Source organism: Halomonas sp. 3A7M (assembly GCF_014897875.1).
GTDB lineage: Bacteria > Pseudomonadota > Gammaproteobacteria > Pseudomonadales > Halomonadaceae > Vreelandella.
Map to the genome: position 1 here is coordinate 49,413 of NZ_JABUZD010000115.1, position 14,436 is coordinate 63,848.

Annotated in this window: 13 protein-coding genes; 7 read left to right on the forward strand and 6 right to left on the reverse strand. The window is 52.5% G+C overall.

What is annotated here, in order from left to right; translation table 11 throughout:
• The first annotated feature begins 126 nt into the window (after nt 1-126).
• Complete coding sequence (locus INT19_RS10620) at nt 127-2,037, forward strand: DUF294 nucleotidyltransferase-like domain-containing protein (RefSeq protein WP_193060697.1); 1,911 nt, start codon at nt 127-129, stop codon at nt 2,035-2,037.
• 1 nt (nt 2,038) lies between these two features.
• The gene (locus tag INT19_RS10625; RefSeq protein WP_089039606.1) at nt 2,039-2,764 is read left to right on the forward strand and encodes a 3'-5' exonuclease; all 726 of its coding nucleotides are present in this window, start codon (nt 2,039-2,041) and stop codon (nt 2,762-2,764) included.
• A gap of 80 nt (nt 2,765-2,844) precedes the next feature.
• On the opposite strand, the gene INT19_RS10630 is transcribed toward INT19_RS10625, so the two are convergent.
• The 5 genes from INT19_RS10630 to INT19_RS10650 all read right to left on the reverse strand — a co-directional run bounded on the left by INT19_RS10630 (nt 2,845) and on the right by INT19_RS10650 (nt 8,257).
• Nucleotides 2,845-4,485, reverse strand: a complete 1,641-nt coding sequence (locus INT19_RS10630) for a BCCT family transporter (protein ID WP_193060698.1) — start codon at nt 4,483-4,485, stop codon at nt 2,845-2,847.
• 82 nt (nt 4,486-4,567) lie between these two features.
• The gene (locus INT19_RS10635) at nt 4,568-4,990 is read right to left on the reverse strand and encodes a universal stress protein (protein ID WP_193060699.1); all 423 of its coding nucleotides are present in this window, start codon (nt 4,988-4,990) and stop codon (nt 4,568-4,570) included.
• 160 nt (nt 4,991-5,150) lie between these two features.
• Nucleotides 5,151-6,023 carry a glycine betaine ABC transporter substrate-binding protein gene (locus INT19_RS10640; protein WP_193060700.1) on the reverse strand — a complete coding sequence of 291 codons (873 nt, stop codon included), beginning with the start codon at nt 6,021-6,023 and terminating at the stop codon, nt 5,151-5,153.
• Nucleotides 6,024-6,218: 195 nt separating this feature from the next.
• Entirely contained in the window at nt 6,219-7,055 is an 837-nt protein-coding gene (locus tag INT19_RS10645; RefSeq protein WP_089039603.1) for an ABC transporter permease, read from the reverse strand.
• Nucleotides 7,055-8,257, reverse strand: coding sequence for a quaternary amine ABC transporter ATP-binding protein (locus tag INT19_RS10650; RefSeq protein ID WP_089039602.1), 1,203 nt, complete (start codon nt 8,255-8,257; stop codon nt 7,055-7,057). Before INT19_RS10650 ends, INT19_RS10645 begins: the two co-directional genes overlap by 1 nt.
• A gap of 376 nt (nt 8,258-8,633) precedes the next feature.
• Here INT19_RS10650 and INT19_RS10655 point away from each other — a divergent pair, with 376 nt between their 5' ends.
• Complete coding sequence (locus INT19_RS10655; protein ID WP_089039601.1) at nt 8,634-9,089, forward strand: hypothetical protein; 456 nt, start codon at nt 8,634-8,636, stop codon at nt 9,087-9,089.
• A 1,060-nt stretch (nt 9,090-10,149) separates the two neighbouring features.
• Here the strand turns inward: INT19_RS10655 and INT19_RS10660 are convergent.
• Complete coding sequence (locus INT19_RS10660; protein WP_193060701.1) at nt 10,150-10,839, reverse strand: pirin family protein; 690 nt, start codon at nt 10,837-10,839, stop codon at nt 10,150-10,152.
• Nucleotides 10,840-11,060: 221 nt separating this feature from the next.
• Here INT19_RS10660 and trhO point away from each other — a divergent pair, with 221 nt between their 5' ends.
• From trhO to INT19_RS10680, 4 genes are all read left to right on the forward strand, one after another.
• Complete coding sequence (gene trhO / locus INT19_RS10665; RefSeq protein ID WP_193060702.1) at nt 11,061-12,020, forward strand: oxygen-dependent tRNA uridine(34) hydroxylase TrhO; 960 nt, start codon at nt 11,061-11,063, stop codon at nt 12,018-12,020.
• Nucleotides 12,021-12,126: 106 nt separating this feature from the next.
• Complete coding sequence (locus tag INT19_RS10670; protein WP_193060703.1) at nt 12,127-12,933, forward strand: enoyl-CoA hydratase; 807 nt, start codon at nt 12,127-12,129, stop codon at nt 12,931-12,933.
• Nucleotides 12,934-13,050: 117 nt separating this feature from the next.
• On the forward strand, nt 13,051-13,872 hold the full coding sequence (locus INT19_RS10675; protein WP_089040316.1) for an IclR family transcriptional regulator: 822 nt from the start codon (nt 13,051-13,053) through the stop codon (nt 13,870-13,872).
• Nucleotides 13,873-13,918: 46 nt separating this feature from the next.
• A complete protein-coding gene (locus INT19_RS10680; protein ID WP_193060704.1) occupies nt 13,919-14,350 on the forward strand; it encodes a YqaA family protein in 432 nt (143 codons plus the stop codon).
• Nucleotides 14,351-14,436 lie beyond the last annotated feature (86 nt).

The following is a 14,436-nucleotide window of genomic DNA, read 5'->3' on the forward strand; positions in this document are numbered from 1 at the left end:
CAGCGTTTTTGCTGGGCTTTTTTGCTTTTGTTCACTCTCATTTGTGATTGAAGGGTTTACGGTACACGCTATCCAAGACAAACTTCATCTATTGATGATGCTGCCGCGCCAAGTGCAGGAGATCGCATGGATGTTGAACTGTTAGAAATACGTCAGCATATGGGGCAGTTTCCCCCGTTTGATGGTTTATCGGATGCATTGCTAGACGCCATAGCTGAGCAAGTAGAAGTGCGCTATTTCAAAACCGGTAGCCACATTTTAGAGCTCAACGACATGCTTGAGGAGCTGTGCTTTATCCGTAGCGGTGCAGTTGAGGTTTATCGTCGTCAGGGCGAGCTATATAACCGCTTGGGTGAAGGGGACATCTTTGGCCACTTTAGCCTGCTTCGAAACCATAAAGTGCGCTTTCCAGCCAAAGCGATCGAAGACACGCTGATCTACTTTATTCCCAACGCTGTCTTTCAGCGGTTATGTGAAGAAGACGATGATTTTGCTGACTTTGTTGAGCTCGAACGCCCCCGTTTAGAAACCGCTGCAGAGCAGCAGAAAAAATCTAACGACATGATGGTCACGCGAATACGCAAATTGGTGACGCGTTATCCCGTCATGGTTGAGTCCACGACTACCGTCCAGCAAGCCGCTAAGCAAGTGAACGAGGCTCAAGCGTCGGCGGTGTTAGTAATTAATGAAGGCAGTGATAATCCACGTTACAGCTTTCAGGACAGCGAAGGCAAAACCTGGCAAATGTGCGGTATTCTGACGGATAGTGACTTCCGTACCCGCATTGTAGCTGAAGGGCTGTCAGCGCAAACGGCCATTGGCGAGGTTGTTTCCGAACGGTTAATTACCATTCAATCGGATGCGTCGGTTTACGAAGCCATGCTGACGATGCTGCGTAACAATGTTCACCACTTACCGGTGCTTTACCGCCAGCGTCCGGTTGGGGTTGTTCACCTCTCCGATATTATTCGTTACGAGACGCAAAGTGGGCTGTACCTAGTAAGCAATATTTTCAACCAGTCCAGCGCCCAGGGGTTAGCAAAACTTGCTCCAGATGTGCGCGCAGCTTTTGTAAGAATGGTGCAAGAAGGTGCTAATTCGCAGATGGTGGGGAGTGCCCTGTCGACTATTGGGCGTAGTTTTACGCGGCGACTGCTAGAGCTTGCCGAAGAAGCGCTGGGGCCACCGCCGGTGCCTTACTGTTTTATGGTTAACGGCTCCATGGCGCGGAATGAGCAAAGTATCGTCACCGACCAGGATAATGCACTGATCTTGTCAGACGACTTCAATCCCGACGAACACGACGACTATTTCCACGCGTTAGCGGCCTTTGTCAGCGATGGCTTAGATGCCTGCGGTTATACCTACTGTAAAGGCGATGTGATGGCGACTAACCGCCAGTGGCGTCAGCCGTTGCATGTTTGGAAGCGTTATTTCCAAGACTGGATGGCGAACCCAACCCCTGAACGATTACTCCATAGTTCGATTTTCTTTGATTTAGACAGCATTTACGGCGAAGACCATCTTGTTGAAGCGCTCCAGGATTTGATTGCCCAAACGGCGCCCCAGTCGCCACTGTTTTTGGCGGCCATGGCCCGTAATGCGCTGAATCGAACACCGCCGCTTGGGTTCTTCCGCACGTTTGTGATGGAAAAGGATGGCAAACATAACAACTCAATCAACCTAAAGCGGCGTGGTACTGCCCCGATGGTTGATCTTATTCGGGTACATGCGCTGGCCTGTGGGTCTAAAGCGCAAAACTCGTTCCAGCGCTTAAACGATATTAGCAATACTCAGCTACTGGCGACGGGCGTTAGCGACAAACTGAGCTATGCGCTGGAGTTTTTATGCATGTCGCGGATTCGTCATCAAGTGATTGACCTACAGGAAGACCGTTTCCCCGATAACAATATCGAACCGGAGAATGTTGAGGATAGCGAGCGCCACACGCTTAAAGATGCTTTCCAAGTACTCAACAACGCGCAAAAATTCTTAAAGTTCCGCTACCCAATACCCACTCAGCGGCAGGGGCGATAATATGCGTGGAATTCGGCCCCGCCAAAAAGTAGTTCAAGCTAACTGGATAGGCTATATGGCTGAGCGTGCCGAAAAGACCCATGATGGTGCGCTTAGGGAATTTTTCGCAACACCGCTACCTAGTCCGGATACGCCTATCGCGCAAGTGCCGATGGTTGCGTTAGATATGGAAACAACCGGTTTGGACGAGCGGCGTCATGCGATTGTCAGCATTGGGGTGGTGCCTTTCACACTGGATCGCATTCCGCTTGCTCAGCGTCGCTACTGGGTAGTGAAACCCTCGCGACCCTTAGATGAGGCGTCCATTGCTTACCATCACATCACTCATTCTGAAATCGCCACTGCCCCGGACTTTGATGCCGTGCTGGATGAGCTCCTAGCGGTGCTGGCAGGGCGACTTGTGGTGGTACATTTTCGCAACATCGAACGCCCGTTTCTTGATGCTGCCGTAAAGGCACGACGGGGAGACGGGGTGATGTTCCCGATGATCGATACGATGTCGCTTGAAGCGCGCATGCATCGACAAACGTTATGGGCACGGTTTCGCCGTTGGTTAGGGCGTCCGCCTGTTTCGATTCGTTTAAATGCCAGTCGAGAACGCTATGGCCTGCCTGTCTATCAAGGACATCACGCGCTGGTTGATGCATTGGCGACAGCCGAACTGTTACAAGCGCAGATCAGTCATCACTACACGCCTGAGACGCAGTTGAAAGATATTTGGGTTTGAGCAGTGCAGCGTTATTTAACGCAAACGGGCAGCCATTTGGCTGCCCGTTTGCGATTCGGTGCAATGGTTAGCGATTCACATCATACCGCTTTAGGCTCGCTCATCAGCCCTTTGATAATGGCATAACATGCCACCAGCAAGATGATGGTGAACGGGAAACCGGTAGAAACCGCCATAGTTTGCAGTGCGGTCAGACCACCGCCAAGCAGCAACGCAATTGCGATAGCCCCTTCGATAATCGCCCAGAACACGCGCTGAGGCTTCGGTGCATCCACCTTGCCGCCTGCAGTAATTGAGTCGATAACCAGTGAGCCTGAGTCAGAAGAGGTCACAAAGAAAATAATGACCAGTAGAATCGCAACAAACGAGGTGATTTGTGACAGCGGTAGTTGTTCAAGCATGATGAACAGCTGCAGATCCACACCGGCGTCGCGCACGGCTTCAATGCCTTCGCTAACGTACTGATCAATGGCGGTGCCGCCAAAGGTGGTCATCCACAGTACCGATACCACGGAGGGTACAATCAGTACCGAGACTAAGAATTCACGAACGGTGCGGCCACGAGAAACCCGTGCGATAAACATACCTACGTACGGGGACCAGGAGATCCACCAAGCCCAGTAGAAGGCCGTCCAGCCTTGGCTAAAGTTCGCATCTTCACGGCCAAACGGATTCGATAGAGCCGGCAGGTTAACGGCGTAGCTAATTAGGTTTTCAAAGAAGCCTGTCGCAATAAGCAGTGTTGGACCCACGGCAATAACGAAGAACAGCAGCAAAGCCGCCATGGCGATGTTGACTTTTGAAAGCAACTGAACGCCTTTGTCGACACCGGCCATAACCGACCCGATAGCAATAATCGTGATGCCGATGATGAGCAGAATCATCGTGATATCGCTTTCTGGTGCGCCAAACAAGTAGGTTAACCCTGCCGCTGCTTGAGTCGCCCCCAAACCAAGCGATGTCGCTAGGCCAAACAGCGTGGCAAAGACCGCCAGAATGTCGATTAAATGCCCCGGCCAACCCCAGACGCGCTCACCCAGAATTGGGTAGAATACCGAGCGCATAGACAGCGGTAGCCCTTTGTTGAACGAAAATAAGGCAAGTGACAGCGCTACTACTGCGTAAATCGCCCAGGGGTGAAGGCCCCAATGAAAGATAGTCGCTGCCATACCCAGCGCAGCTGCGCCTGCAGCATCGCCCTCCGCACCCGCTAATGGTGCCCAGCTACCTCCATCAAAAGAGGTACCAAAGTGGGTCAATGGCTCGTTAACGCCAAAGAACATCAGGCCGATGCCCATGCCCGCAGCAAATAGCATTGAAAACCAGCCCACATAGGTAAAATCGGGCTTTGCATCAGCGCCGCCGATGCGAATTTTACCGAGTGGCGAAACAATTAACCCAAGACACAGAATAACGAAAACATTGGCGGCAAGTATAAAGAACCACGCTAAATTACCGGTCAAGAAACTAAAAATGGCGTCATACACCGGTGCGATAGTGTCTTGTAGCGCGAGGGTTAATACGACAAACAGAAGCACCACAATCGATGAAATGGTGAACACCTTGCCATGTAGATCAAGGCTCACCCCCATCCTGGTGGTAGTGATGTTGTCTTGACCGATAACGTAATCGGTATCTATTAGATTCGCTGGGCCGTCAGGGGCGGGTATGCCCTCTGATACTGGCTCTTCAGGTGGTCGATTTTGCGGTTTTTTATCCACAAATTTGCTCCCATCATTATTAAAAGTGCGCGCTGTTAAGCGCGAGTTGTCAACGCATTGCTTCTACAACGCAAGAGCGCGTTTATTGGGTCACTCGAATCAGGAAAACGGAGACGTCTGTGTGGGTGGCTACTTTGCCGCCATGGGACGGCATAATAATGTCCAGGTGGCGGGGTAAATGTGTTGCCATTACCACCAAATCAGCCCCCGTTTCCTCCACTGCATCAACAAGCTGCTTGTCCACATTAGCAATGGGATCCGTCGAGCTGTAAACCCTAATACTTACCGGTTGACCGTGCACTTTATGTCGCTCGTGGGCAAAAGCTTCAAGTTTTTGCTCGTACTCTTGGGGAGTGCGGGCAACGCTTGTAGGTGTATTTGCGGTAACGCCAACGTAGATGATATGAGCGTCATATCGCTTAGCAATGTCTGCCACTACGCTTAAGGCAGGCTCCAGTAGCTCTAGATGAGCAAGATCGACTGGTACCATAATGTTCTTAAACACAGTACGCTCCTCATATGGCTCCATTTAGCATGGGTTTACCGTACTAATTAAAGCTATATTGTTGTTTGAAAACAGTGGGTTTAAACAAATGAGCTGAAGCGAAGTGCAACTTCAGCTCATTAATCATTCTACTAATAAACTGGATTTAGCCAAGACAACATTAGTTACTTAGCCACAGCTCGACTACATCTTGATTATCTTCAACCCACTGCTTAGCATTTTCGTAGGGGTCGCTGCCATCTTCCTGGTTCATCAGCATGACCTCACCCATCTGCTCGGGCGTCCACTCGAAGGCGTCAAGGATGGCGTAGGCTTCTGGCATGTCATCTTTTAGGTCTTGGCGCACCACCGTGTGAATCTGCTCAGCACCGCCATAGACATTTTCCGGGTCTTCGAGGTATTTCAGGTCGAAGCGGGCAAACATCCAGTGTGGTGTCCAGCCAGTCACCACAACATCTTCCTCATTGTTAATCGCGCTTGAAAGCGCTGCGGTCATGGTGGCACCGCTACCGCTACGCAGGCGCAGCCCGAGGTCATAGGTATCCACGACCTCTTCGGACAGCGCCATTAGGCCTGCACCGGGGTCAATACCAATGATCTCGCCGTTAAAGCTGTCGGCGTTGTCGTTTAGGTCGGCAATAGAATCGACATCTGTATAAGCCGGTACTACCAATCCCAGCTTGGTGCCATCCAAGTTCATGCCGAGATCTTCAATATTGTCACCTACACGCTCCATGTAGTCAGCGTGAGTCGTGGGTAGCCAAGCGGCGACGATGGCATCGGCGTCGCCAGTGGAAAGTGCCTGGAACATAGCGGCGGCAGAAAGTGACGTTAGTTCAACATCGAAACCAGCTTGCTCTAATACAGCAGCGACGACGTTGGTAGAGGCTACTTCAGACGACCATTCAACATAGGCAAGGTTGATAGTGCCCTGGTCTTGGGCGTGGGCCAGACTTCCAGCGGCAATGCCAGTGCCAGCAATGAGGGCTAATGAGGCGAGGCGGATCCGGTGATTCAACGTACGAGTTTTCATTCACTTGCTCCTTGGGGAAACAGTTGTTGGCAGTTATCAATAGGGTGAGTAAGCGCCACAACCGTAGTAAGTATGCTATCAGATGCACTTAAATTAAGAATTCGAAGATACGACCAGCATGCACATGTAAAAAGCGTTCATCAAGAAGACCGGTCAACGCAGTGTGATTGTCTGCGTGACCTTTCATAGCTTGGTTCACTGTGAGCGGCGCGTTTTCCGTAGTGACTGAGTTAAACGGTCAAGTAGCATGGCCAGAATGACCACGGCAATACCCGCTTCAAAGCCATCACCGGGGCGTAGTCGCTGAATAGCGCGCCACACTTCGCTACCCAGGCCATCTGCACCAATCATAGCGGCGATAACCACCATCGAAAGTGCCAGCATAATGGTCTGGTTAATACCCGCCATCACCGTAGGTAGCGAGAGCGGAAGCTGAACTTTGAAAAGTTTTTGGCTGCGCGTTGCGCCATAGGCATCGGCGGCTTCAATAAGCTCAACCGGCACCTGGCGAATACCTAACGTTGTGAAGCGAATCGCCGGCGGCATCGAGAAAATTACCGTTGCAAAAATGGCGGATACAGAACCAATGCCGAAAAACGGAATGGCTGGTATCAGGTAAACAAAGGCAGGCATGGTCTGCATAAAGTCCAATATCGGCATGATCAATCGGTACAGCCGATTAGACAATGCCGCAGCAATGCCGACAGGCAATGCGATAACCACGGCAACCAGGGTTGCGAAAACCACCAGCGTGAGCGTCTCAATCATCGGGTTCCAGAGACCCAGATTCCAAATCAAGGCTAGCCCGGCGACTGAACCAATCGCTAAGCGAGCACCCGCTAGCTTCCAGCAGAGTAGGGCGATTAACCCAAGTAGCGCCCACTCAGGTAGCCACATCAAGCTATCGTTCAAAACATCAATGCCGGTTTGAGTAAAGCGGGAAATTGCCCGGGTGACGGCTGAATATTCGCTGGTCAACCAGGTCAGGCCACTTTCGATCCAATCGCCAAGGGGGATGCTTGGAATATCCATTACTGTTCTCCTGCCCGTGCTAATTCATCCAGTACTGCGCCCTTCACAACGACGCCTAGCAACCGCCGCTGCTCGTCAATGACGGCGATGGGAAAGCTTTTATCGCTAAACATAGCGAACAGGTTTTGCAGGGGTTCCTCTGGGGGGACTTTGCGGAAGTCTTGAGTCAGGTGATCAATAATAGTATCTGACTTGGCATCAATCGCCTTGCTCGCCTCATCGGCCTCTAACAGGCCGATGAGGCGGCGGTCACGATCAGTGACATAAATTGAATCAATACTGTGGTCACGCATACGATGTAGTGCAGTGCGCGGGCCGTCGCTTTCGCGGGCGGTAGAGCGCACGGGGCGCATGGCGCTCTCGGCGGTTAATACACGCGAACGATCGACACCTTCGATAAAGCGGCGCACATAGTCATCAGCAGGTTGGGTTAATATTTCTTCAGGTGTACCAATCTGAACGACTTCGCCATCTTTAAGCAGCACGATGCGATCACCAATATTGAGCGCTTCATCTAAATCATGGGTAATGAAGACGGTTGTTTTCTGCATTTTAGATTGCAGTTGCAACAGCTCTTGCTGCATATCCTTGCGGATTAAAGGGTCCAGCGCTGAAAAGGCTTCATCCATTAATAGCACGGTGGAATCATTCGCTAGGGCGCGGGCTAGGCCGACACGCTGTTGCATACCACCGGAAAGTTGATTCGGATAAGCCTCTTCCCAGCCATCTAGCCCCACTTGGGTTAGCGCGTTTTGGGCAATTTGCTTACGCTCAGCTTTATCGACACCGCGGATTTCAAGCCCGAACTCGGCGTTTTGGCGTACAGTACGGTGTGGGAACAGTGCAAAGTTTTGAAAAACCATAGAAAAGTGGCGGCGGCGACACTCTAACAGTGCCTTTTCGCTTAACGTGGGAATATTCTCGCCATCAATGATTATTTCGCCTTCGGTGGTATCAATCAGGCGGTTCAAACACCGAATTAACGTTGACTTGCCAGAACCAGAAAGCCCCATAATGACGAGCAGTTCGCCTTCATAGACATCGAATGAGATGTTTGAAAGGCCTAACGTTTGACCAGTTTTCTCAAGAATTTCAGGGCGTTTTAAACCTTGGTCACGAAGTTCAAGGGCTTTTTTCGGCTGCTTGCCAAATACCTTGCTTAAGCCGCGAACCTGAATTTTGACAGGGCGTGTCTCGTCCATCAGCGATGCCTTTTGCGTGAATGAGCAGCCTTGTGTCGTTGCTCAGCTCGCTTTCTGGTACCAGATGGCTTTCCCTGCAAACAGCGACACAAAACGGTTCATAATTAGAATTTAAGTTTTGGTTTAGTTATTTATTAATATTTATTATACATAAGTGGGCAGGGTGTGTCACAACGCCTCCTCCGCTAAACGTCAAAAGGTGTCACATGTGTCAGTTTTAACCCTTAGCAACAATTTTCTGGACATAGAATTAATCTGGTGTTTTTTATAAGATTTTGATTTTTATAAAAAAATTATATTTTTTGGTTTTTTGGTATGAGCTATGCAGTAGATTAAGCAGTTAATCGATATTTTGGCTAGAAGGAAGGTAAGACTAATGGATAATCAAGTTACCAAACGCCCCCGTGTTCTTACATTGTGCATGTTAGCAGCTACCGTTAGCACATTAGCCCTTGCTGGTTGTGGTAGCGATGAAGAACCCATGCCGCCTGCCGAACAGCCAGAAACGATGGAACAAGATGCGACTTCCTCTACTGAACAGGCAACTACTGCAAGTGATGCTACCGCATCGGATACTACTTCTGACCCCATGATGAACGATGAGCCTGCAGCGTCAGATGACTCCGCCATGGGCGATCCTGGACTAAGTGATGAAGCAGCGGCATCACAAGAACCTATGCCCGGTGAAGAGTCTATGACCGGCGAAGGATCTATGCCCAATGAAGAGGCTAGCAATCCAGAAGATCCTGAAGAAACCCCAGGATTTGGTGAAGGTACTGACCCGATGCCAGGTGCTGATGAGAATGACGATGAGATGAATAGCGGCCAGTAATCGTTAACGCTCCCTACGATGATAAGCCGACCCAGCTGTCTGTTCCCTGCGGCTGCTCCACACGGTTTATCATCCTTTTCCCCCGCGCCAGCGGGGTTTTTTTGTGGCAAGGCTGGCTGGCTTTTTTCTTTCTGAACGCAAAAAAACCGCCGATTTGCTTTGTTTGATAAGTGCCTGACGATGACTCGACCCCAGTACTCCGAGCCGCCCTCGTCATTCCAGCATGCCCCGCCACTTCGTCATTCCCGCAGGCCCTTAGCGGGAATCCATGTTGACCTGGGATTTGGGGCTGCTGCAGGCCAAGGTCAAGGTGGATTCCCGATAACCCCACTCGGGAATGACGGTGCGGTGAATTGGGAATGACGGTGCGGTGCCTCAGGAATGACGGTGCGGTGACTTGGGAATGACGGTGTGGTGACTCAGGAATGACGCGCGGTGCACGCTTTGGGAGGTGGCCGCTTTGCCATATGGAGCTAGGGGGTAATGCCAGTCAGCCTTAAATGACTGGTATTAGCCGATGGACTGGGTTTTTTGTTTAATAAATGCCTGACGATGACTCGACCCCAGTACTCCGAGCCGCCCGCGTCATTCCCGCGTGCCCCGCCACTTCGTCATTCCCGCATGCCCTTAGCGGGAATCCATGTTGACCTAGGATTTGGGGCTGCTGCAGGCCAAGGTCAAGGTGGATTCCCGATAACCCCACTCGGGAATGACGGTGCGGTGAATTGGGAATGACGGTGCGGTGCCTCAGGAATGACGGTGCGGTGACTTGGGAATGACGGTGTGGTGACTCAGGAATGACGCGCGGTGCACGCTTTGGGAGGTGGCCGCTTTGCCATATGGAGCTAGGGGGTAATGCCAGTCAGCCTTAAATGACTGGTATTAGCCGATGGGCTGGGTTTTTTGTTTAATAAGAGCCTGACGATGACTCGACCCCAGCCTTCCGAGCCGCCCTCGTCATTCCCGCATGCCCCGCCACTTCGTCATTCCCGCATGCCCTTAGCGGGAATATGGCATTACCTACTTTCGGGGCCGTTTTCGTTTCAGGGCTGAGGTTGCGCTAGGCTAGATCAAACAGCAGCACTTCGGCTGCTTGTCCGCCGGTTAGGCTAAATGTTTCACCCGGTTGAAAGGCGGCGGCATCTCCAGAGCCAAGGGTTTCGCCGTTAACGTCAATCGTGCCTTTTACCACATGCAACCAGGCATAGCGTGATGGTGGGGCCGCCGCCTGCTCGCCAGCGTCGAACAAGCCAGCGTAAAGGTTAACGTCTTGGTTAACGCTCACCGAGCCTTCGCGACCATCTTGAGAAGCGACTAAGCGCCACTGTCCCTGGCGTTCAGCGGTTGGAAAGGCTTTCTGCTCATAACTAGGGGCAATGCCGCGTTTGGCCGGCTCGATCCAAATCTGCAGGAAATGCAGCCCGTTCTCTTTTGAATGATTAAACTCGCTGTGCAATACGCCAGTACCTGCGGACATACGCTGTACATCGCCTGGGCGCATGACCTCGCCGTTGCCCATATTGTCCTTATGCTCCATTTCCCCTTCCAGCACGTAGGAGATGATCTCCATATCCTGGTGGGGATGGGCGCCAAAACCTTGGCCGCCGGTGACTCGATCCTCATTAATTACCCGCAGCGCGCGGAATCCCATATGGTTAGGGTCCACATAGTTGGCGAACGAAAAGGTGTGGAAAGAGCGCAGCCAGCCGTGGTCGGCATAGCCTCGCTCGTTAGAACGACGGATGTGCATGGTGTTCTCCGAAAACGTCGTAGGAATAACACCAATATACGCCCGCTCGACGGGCGCGTGGGGTGAAGCTTTTTAGATGGTCAGATCGAATAAATCGACGATTGCTCAGCGCGCCCTAGTCATTGTCAGGCAGAGCAGCACTTTGCCTGAATTGTTTGCTAAACTATGCGCGTTTATTTACCCGGTCCGCCCTTTGCGAGGGCGACTACCAGGAGTATTCCATGACGGAAACCACCCAAATGCCGCCCATTGTGGTCGCGGCACTGTATAAGTTTGTCACTCTGAACGACTTTGAAGCCCTGCGTGAGCCACTGCGTCAGACAATGGTCGATAACAACGTTAAAGGCACGCTGCTGTTGGCTAAAGAAGGCATTAACGGCACCGTGGCGGGCACTCGCGAAGGCATTGATGCCCTGCTGGCCTGGCTGACCGCCGACCCTCGCTTAAGCGATATCGACCACAAAGAGTCCTACTGTGACGAAACGCCGTTTTACCGTACTAAGGTGAAACTGAAAAAAGAGATCGTCACCCTGGGCGTGCCGGATATTGATCCTAACGACACCGTTGGCACCTACGTGGAGCCGGAAAATTGGAATGACGTGATCTCCGACCCGGACGTGCTGGTGATTGATACCCGCAATGATTACGAAGTGGCGATTGGTAGCTTTGAGCGGGCGATTGACCCGAAAACGACCACCTTCCGTGAGTTTCCTGAGTACGTGCGTGAGCACTACAACCCAGAAAAGCACAAGAAAGTCGCGATGTTTTGCACCGGTGGCATCCGTTGTGAAAAGGCCTCCAGCTTTATGCTGAAAGAGGGCTTTGAAGAGGTCTATCATCTTAAAGGCGGTGTGCTGAACTACCTCGAAAAGGTCCCGGAAGAGCAGTCCTTATGGCGTGGTGAGTGTTTCGTGTTTGATAACCGCGTCACCGTGCGCCACGACCTTAGCGAAGGTGAGCATGAGCAGTGCCACGCTTGCCGTATGCCTATTTCGCTTGATGATATGCAGTCATCGGCCTACGAGCCGGGCATCAGCTGCCCTCACTGCATCGACTCACTCCCCGAAAAAACCCGCGCTGCCGCCCGAGAGCGTCAACGCCAAATCGAACTGGCTAAGGCCCGTGGTGAACCCCATCCTCTAGGCTATAACCAGCGCAAGGGCAACCGCGCAAACACGTAACTCACGAGGCCTCCTGCTCTTCAGGAGGCCTCTTTGGTCGTATCTCGCCAACATTAGCCTTTGTACGCGCTAGACTGAGCAACTCTCGACTGTCTAGGAGCTTTCTATGTCTGCCTCTTCAGATGCGCCACTGGCGTCTTCAGAACTTCTGCAACGCACTGATTATCAAGGGGTAACGACCCTTACGTTAAACCAGCCTGAACGCTTTAATGCATTGTCTGAGGATATGTTGACGGCGCTGCAACGTGCGCTTGATGACATTGCCCAGGATGAGCATGTGCGCTGCGTGGTGTTGGCTGCGAACGGCAAGGCATTTTGCGCAGGGCATGACTTAAAGCAGATGCGTGCGAACCCTGATAAAGCCTACTACCAAACACTGTTTGCTCGCTGTGGCGCGGTGATGCAGAGCATCGTTAACTTGCCTGTCCCTGTGATTGCTAAAGTTCAGGGCATTGCGACGGCCGCTGGCTGCCAGCTCGTCGCTAGCTGTGATTTGGCTGTGGCAGCTAGCAATGCCCGATTTGCCGTATCAGGAATCAATGTGGGGCTTTTCTGTTCGACACCTGCAGTAGCACTGTCGCGTAATGTGTCGCGAAAGCGGGCGATGGAAATGTTGCTGACCGGAGAATTCATCAGTGCCTCTCAGGCCGCGGACTGGGGGCTTATTAACCGGGTTGCCGAAGAGAGCGAACTCGATAGTGCCGTGGGCGAACTCACTGCGAGCATCTGCGCCAAGAGCGCAGTGGCGGTGCGCACTGGCAAAGCCATGTTCGCACGGCAGCTAGCGATGCCGTTAGAGGAAGCCTATGCGTTTGCTGGCGAAACCATGGCGTGCAACATGTTGGCAGATGATGCAGCTGAGGGTATTGATGCCTTCATCGCCAAGCGCCCACCCCAGTGGCGCCATCGCTAGCAACGCTTGAGATATCATTGGTGGAATTTGTTTCCGTAAACGCGACAGCGGCCCCGCTGGCGCGTTATCCTCCCTCACTTTATGCCTTCAGGAGAGGCGCTTTCAGGAGAAAGTAAGGTGAGTGACGTAAAGCGTAGGTCAGTCGGACGTCCGGCGGGGGCCACCAAGGCGAGCGGTGGGCACAGCCAATCATTAGTACGTGGCCTCACGCTGTTAGAGCATTTGTCGGCAAGCCCATTAGGGTTAGCTTTATCGGAGTTGGCGGAAATGGCTGATCTCGCGCCATCCACCACTCACCGATTGTTACAAGCGCTACAAAGCCAGGGGTTCGTGACGCAAGAGAGTGAGCAGGGACTTTGGCGCATTGATGTTAAAACCTTCCGCATTGGTAATAGCTTTTTAGAAGCGCGTGATGTCGTCGCCCAAAGTCGGCCCTTTTTACGCCGTTTAACCGCAGAAACGGGGGAAACGGCGAATCTGGGGATTCGGGATGGTGCGACGGCGGTCTTTCTTGCCCAGCATGAGTCGCCGCAGATGATGCGGATGATTACTCGTCTAGGCTCGCGGGCGCCGCTGCATGCTTCTGGGGTGGGCAAAGCCCTACTGGCTTGGATGAGTGAAGACGAGCGTACCGCGCTGCTTAAAGGTTACGACCTTGCCCGAGTGACTGAAAATACCCTGCATCAATCCGATGAGCTGTTGATCGAAATGGCGACTATTCGTGCTCAGGGATTTGCCTGCGACCGCGAGGAGCATGCGGTGGGTTTACACTGCGTGGCCGCCTGTATTCACGATGAGCATGGCACACCGCTGGCGGCTATTTCAGTCTCTGGACCCATGGCGCGTATTCCTGAAGAGCGCCTATTGGCACTAGGTGCGTTAGTGCGCACCATCGCCGACGAAATCACCCTTCAGCTGGGTGGCCAACTGCCCCGATAAGCGGCGCTTTGCGCACCTGCAGTGACTGACAAAGACGGCACTCATTATGTTTAGCCTATTCTGGGTGGCGTTGGCTAGCGCCACCTTACTGCCTGGCGGCTCAGAGGTGTGGCTGGCACGGTTGTGGTGCTTAGGCGAGCCCGCGGTTGGGCTCTGGCTCGTCGCCACCGCTGGCAACACCCTGGGCAGTATGGTCAATGTGGCGCTGGGACGTTATGCCCGCCAGTTTCAACATCGTCGCTGGTTCCCCGCGTCACCCACTGGATTAGCGCGCGCAGAGCGTTGGTACAAACGTTTTGGTGAAGTTAGCTTGCTGCTTTCGTGGGCACCCGTTCTGGGTGACCCCCTTACTGTACTCGCAGGTATCTTTAGATTGCCCTGGTGGCGTGCGTTGCTCTGGATTGTGGTGGCCAAAGGGGCGCGCTATGCACTGTTGTTGGCGCTAGCCCACCAATGGCTGGCGCCGCTGTGCGGATAAATCGACAGATGATGCCAGCTTAACTCGCGTTGATGTCACAAATATTGACGCGGCGAGTGGCGAGCCACGCTCTTTTTCTCATGTTA

Coding starts and splice junctions, on each gene's coding strand:
- INT19_RS10620 (WP_193060697.1), top strand. CDS start 127: ATGGATGTTGAACTGTTAGAAATACGTCAGCATATGGGGCAGTTTCCC.
- INT19_RS10625 (WP_089039606.1), top strand. CDS start 2,039: ATGCGTGGAATTCGGCCCCGCCAAAAAGTAGTTCAAGCTAACTGGATA.
- INT19_RS10640 (WP_193060700.1), bottom strand. CDS start 6,023: ATGAAAACTCGTACGTTGAATCACCGGATCCGCCTCGCCTCATTAGCC.
- INT19_RS10645 (WP_089039603.1), bottom strand. CDS start 7,055: ATGGATATTCCAAGCATCCCCCTTGGCGATTGGATCGAAAGTGGCCTG.
- INT19_RS10650 (WP_089039602.1), bottom strand. CDS start 8,257: ATGGACGAGACACGCCCTGTCAAAATTCAGGTTCGCGGCTTAAGCAAG.
- INT19_RS10655 (WP_089039601.1), top strand. CDS start 8,634: ATGGATAATCAAGTTACCAAACGCCCCCGTGTTCTTACATTGTGCATG.
- INT19_RS10660 (WP_193060701.1), bottom strand. CDS start 10,839: ATGCACATCCGTCGTTCTAACGAGCGAGGCTATGCCGACCACGGCTGG.
- trhO (WP_193060702.1), top strand. CDS start 11,061: ATGACGGAAACCACCCAAATGCCGCCCATTGTGGTCGCGGCACTGTAT.
- INT19_RS10670 (WP_193060703.1), top strand. CDS start 12,127: ATGTCTGCCTCTTCAGATGCGCCACTGGCGTCTTCAGAACTTCTGCAA.
- INT19_RS10680 (WP_193060704.1), top strand. CDS start 13,919: ATGTTTAGCCTATTCTGGGTGGCGTTGGCTAGCGCCACCTTACTGCCT.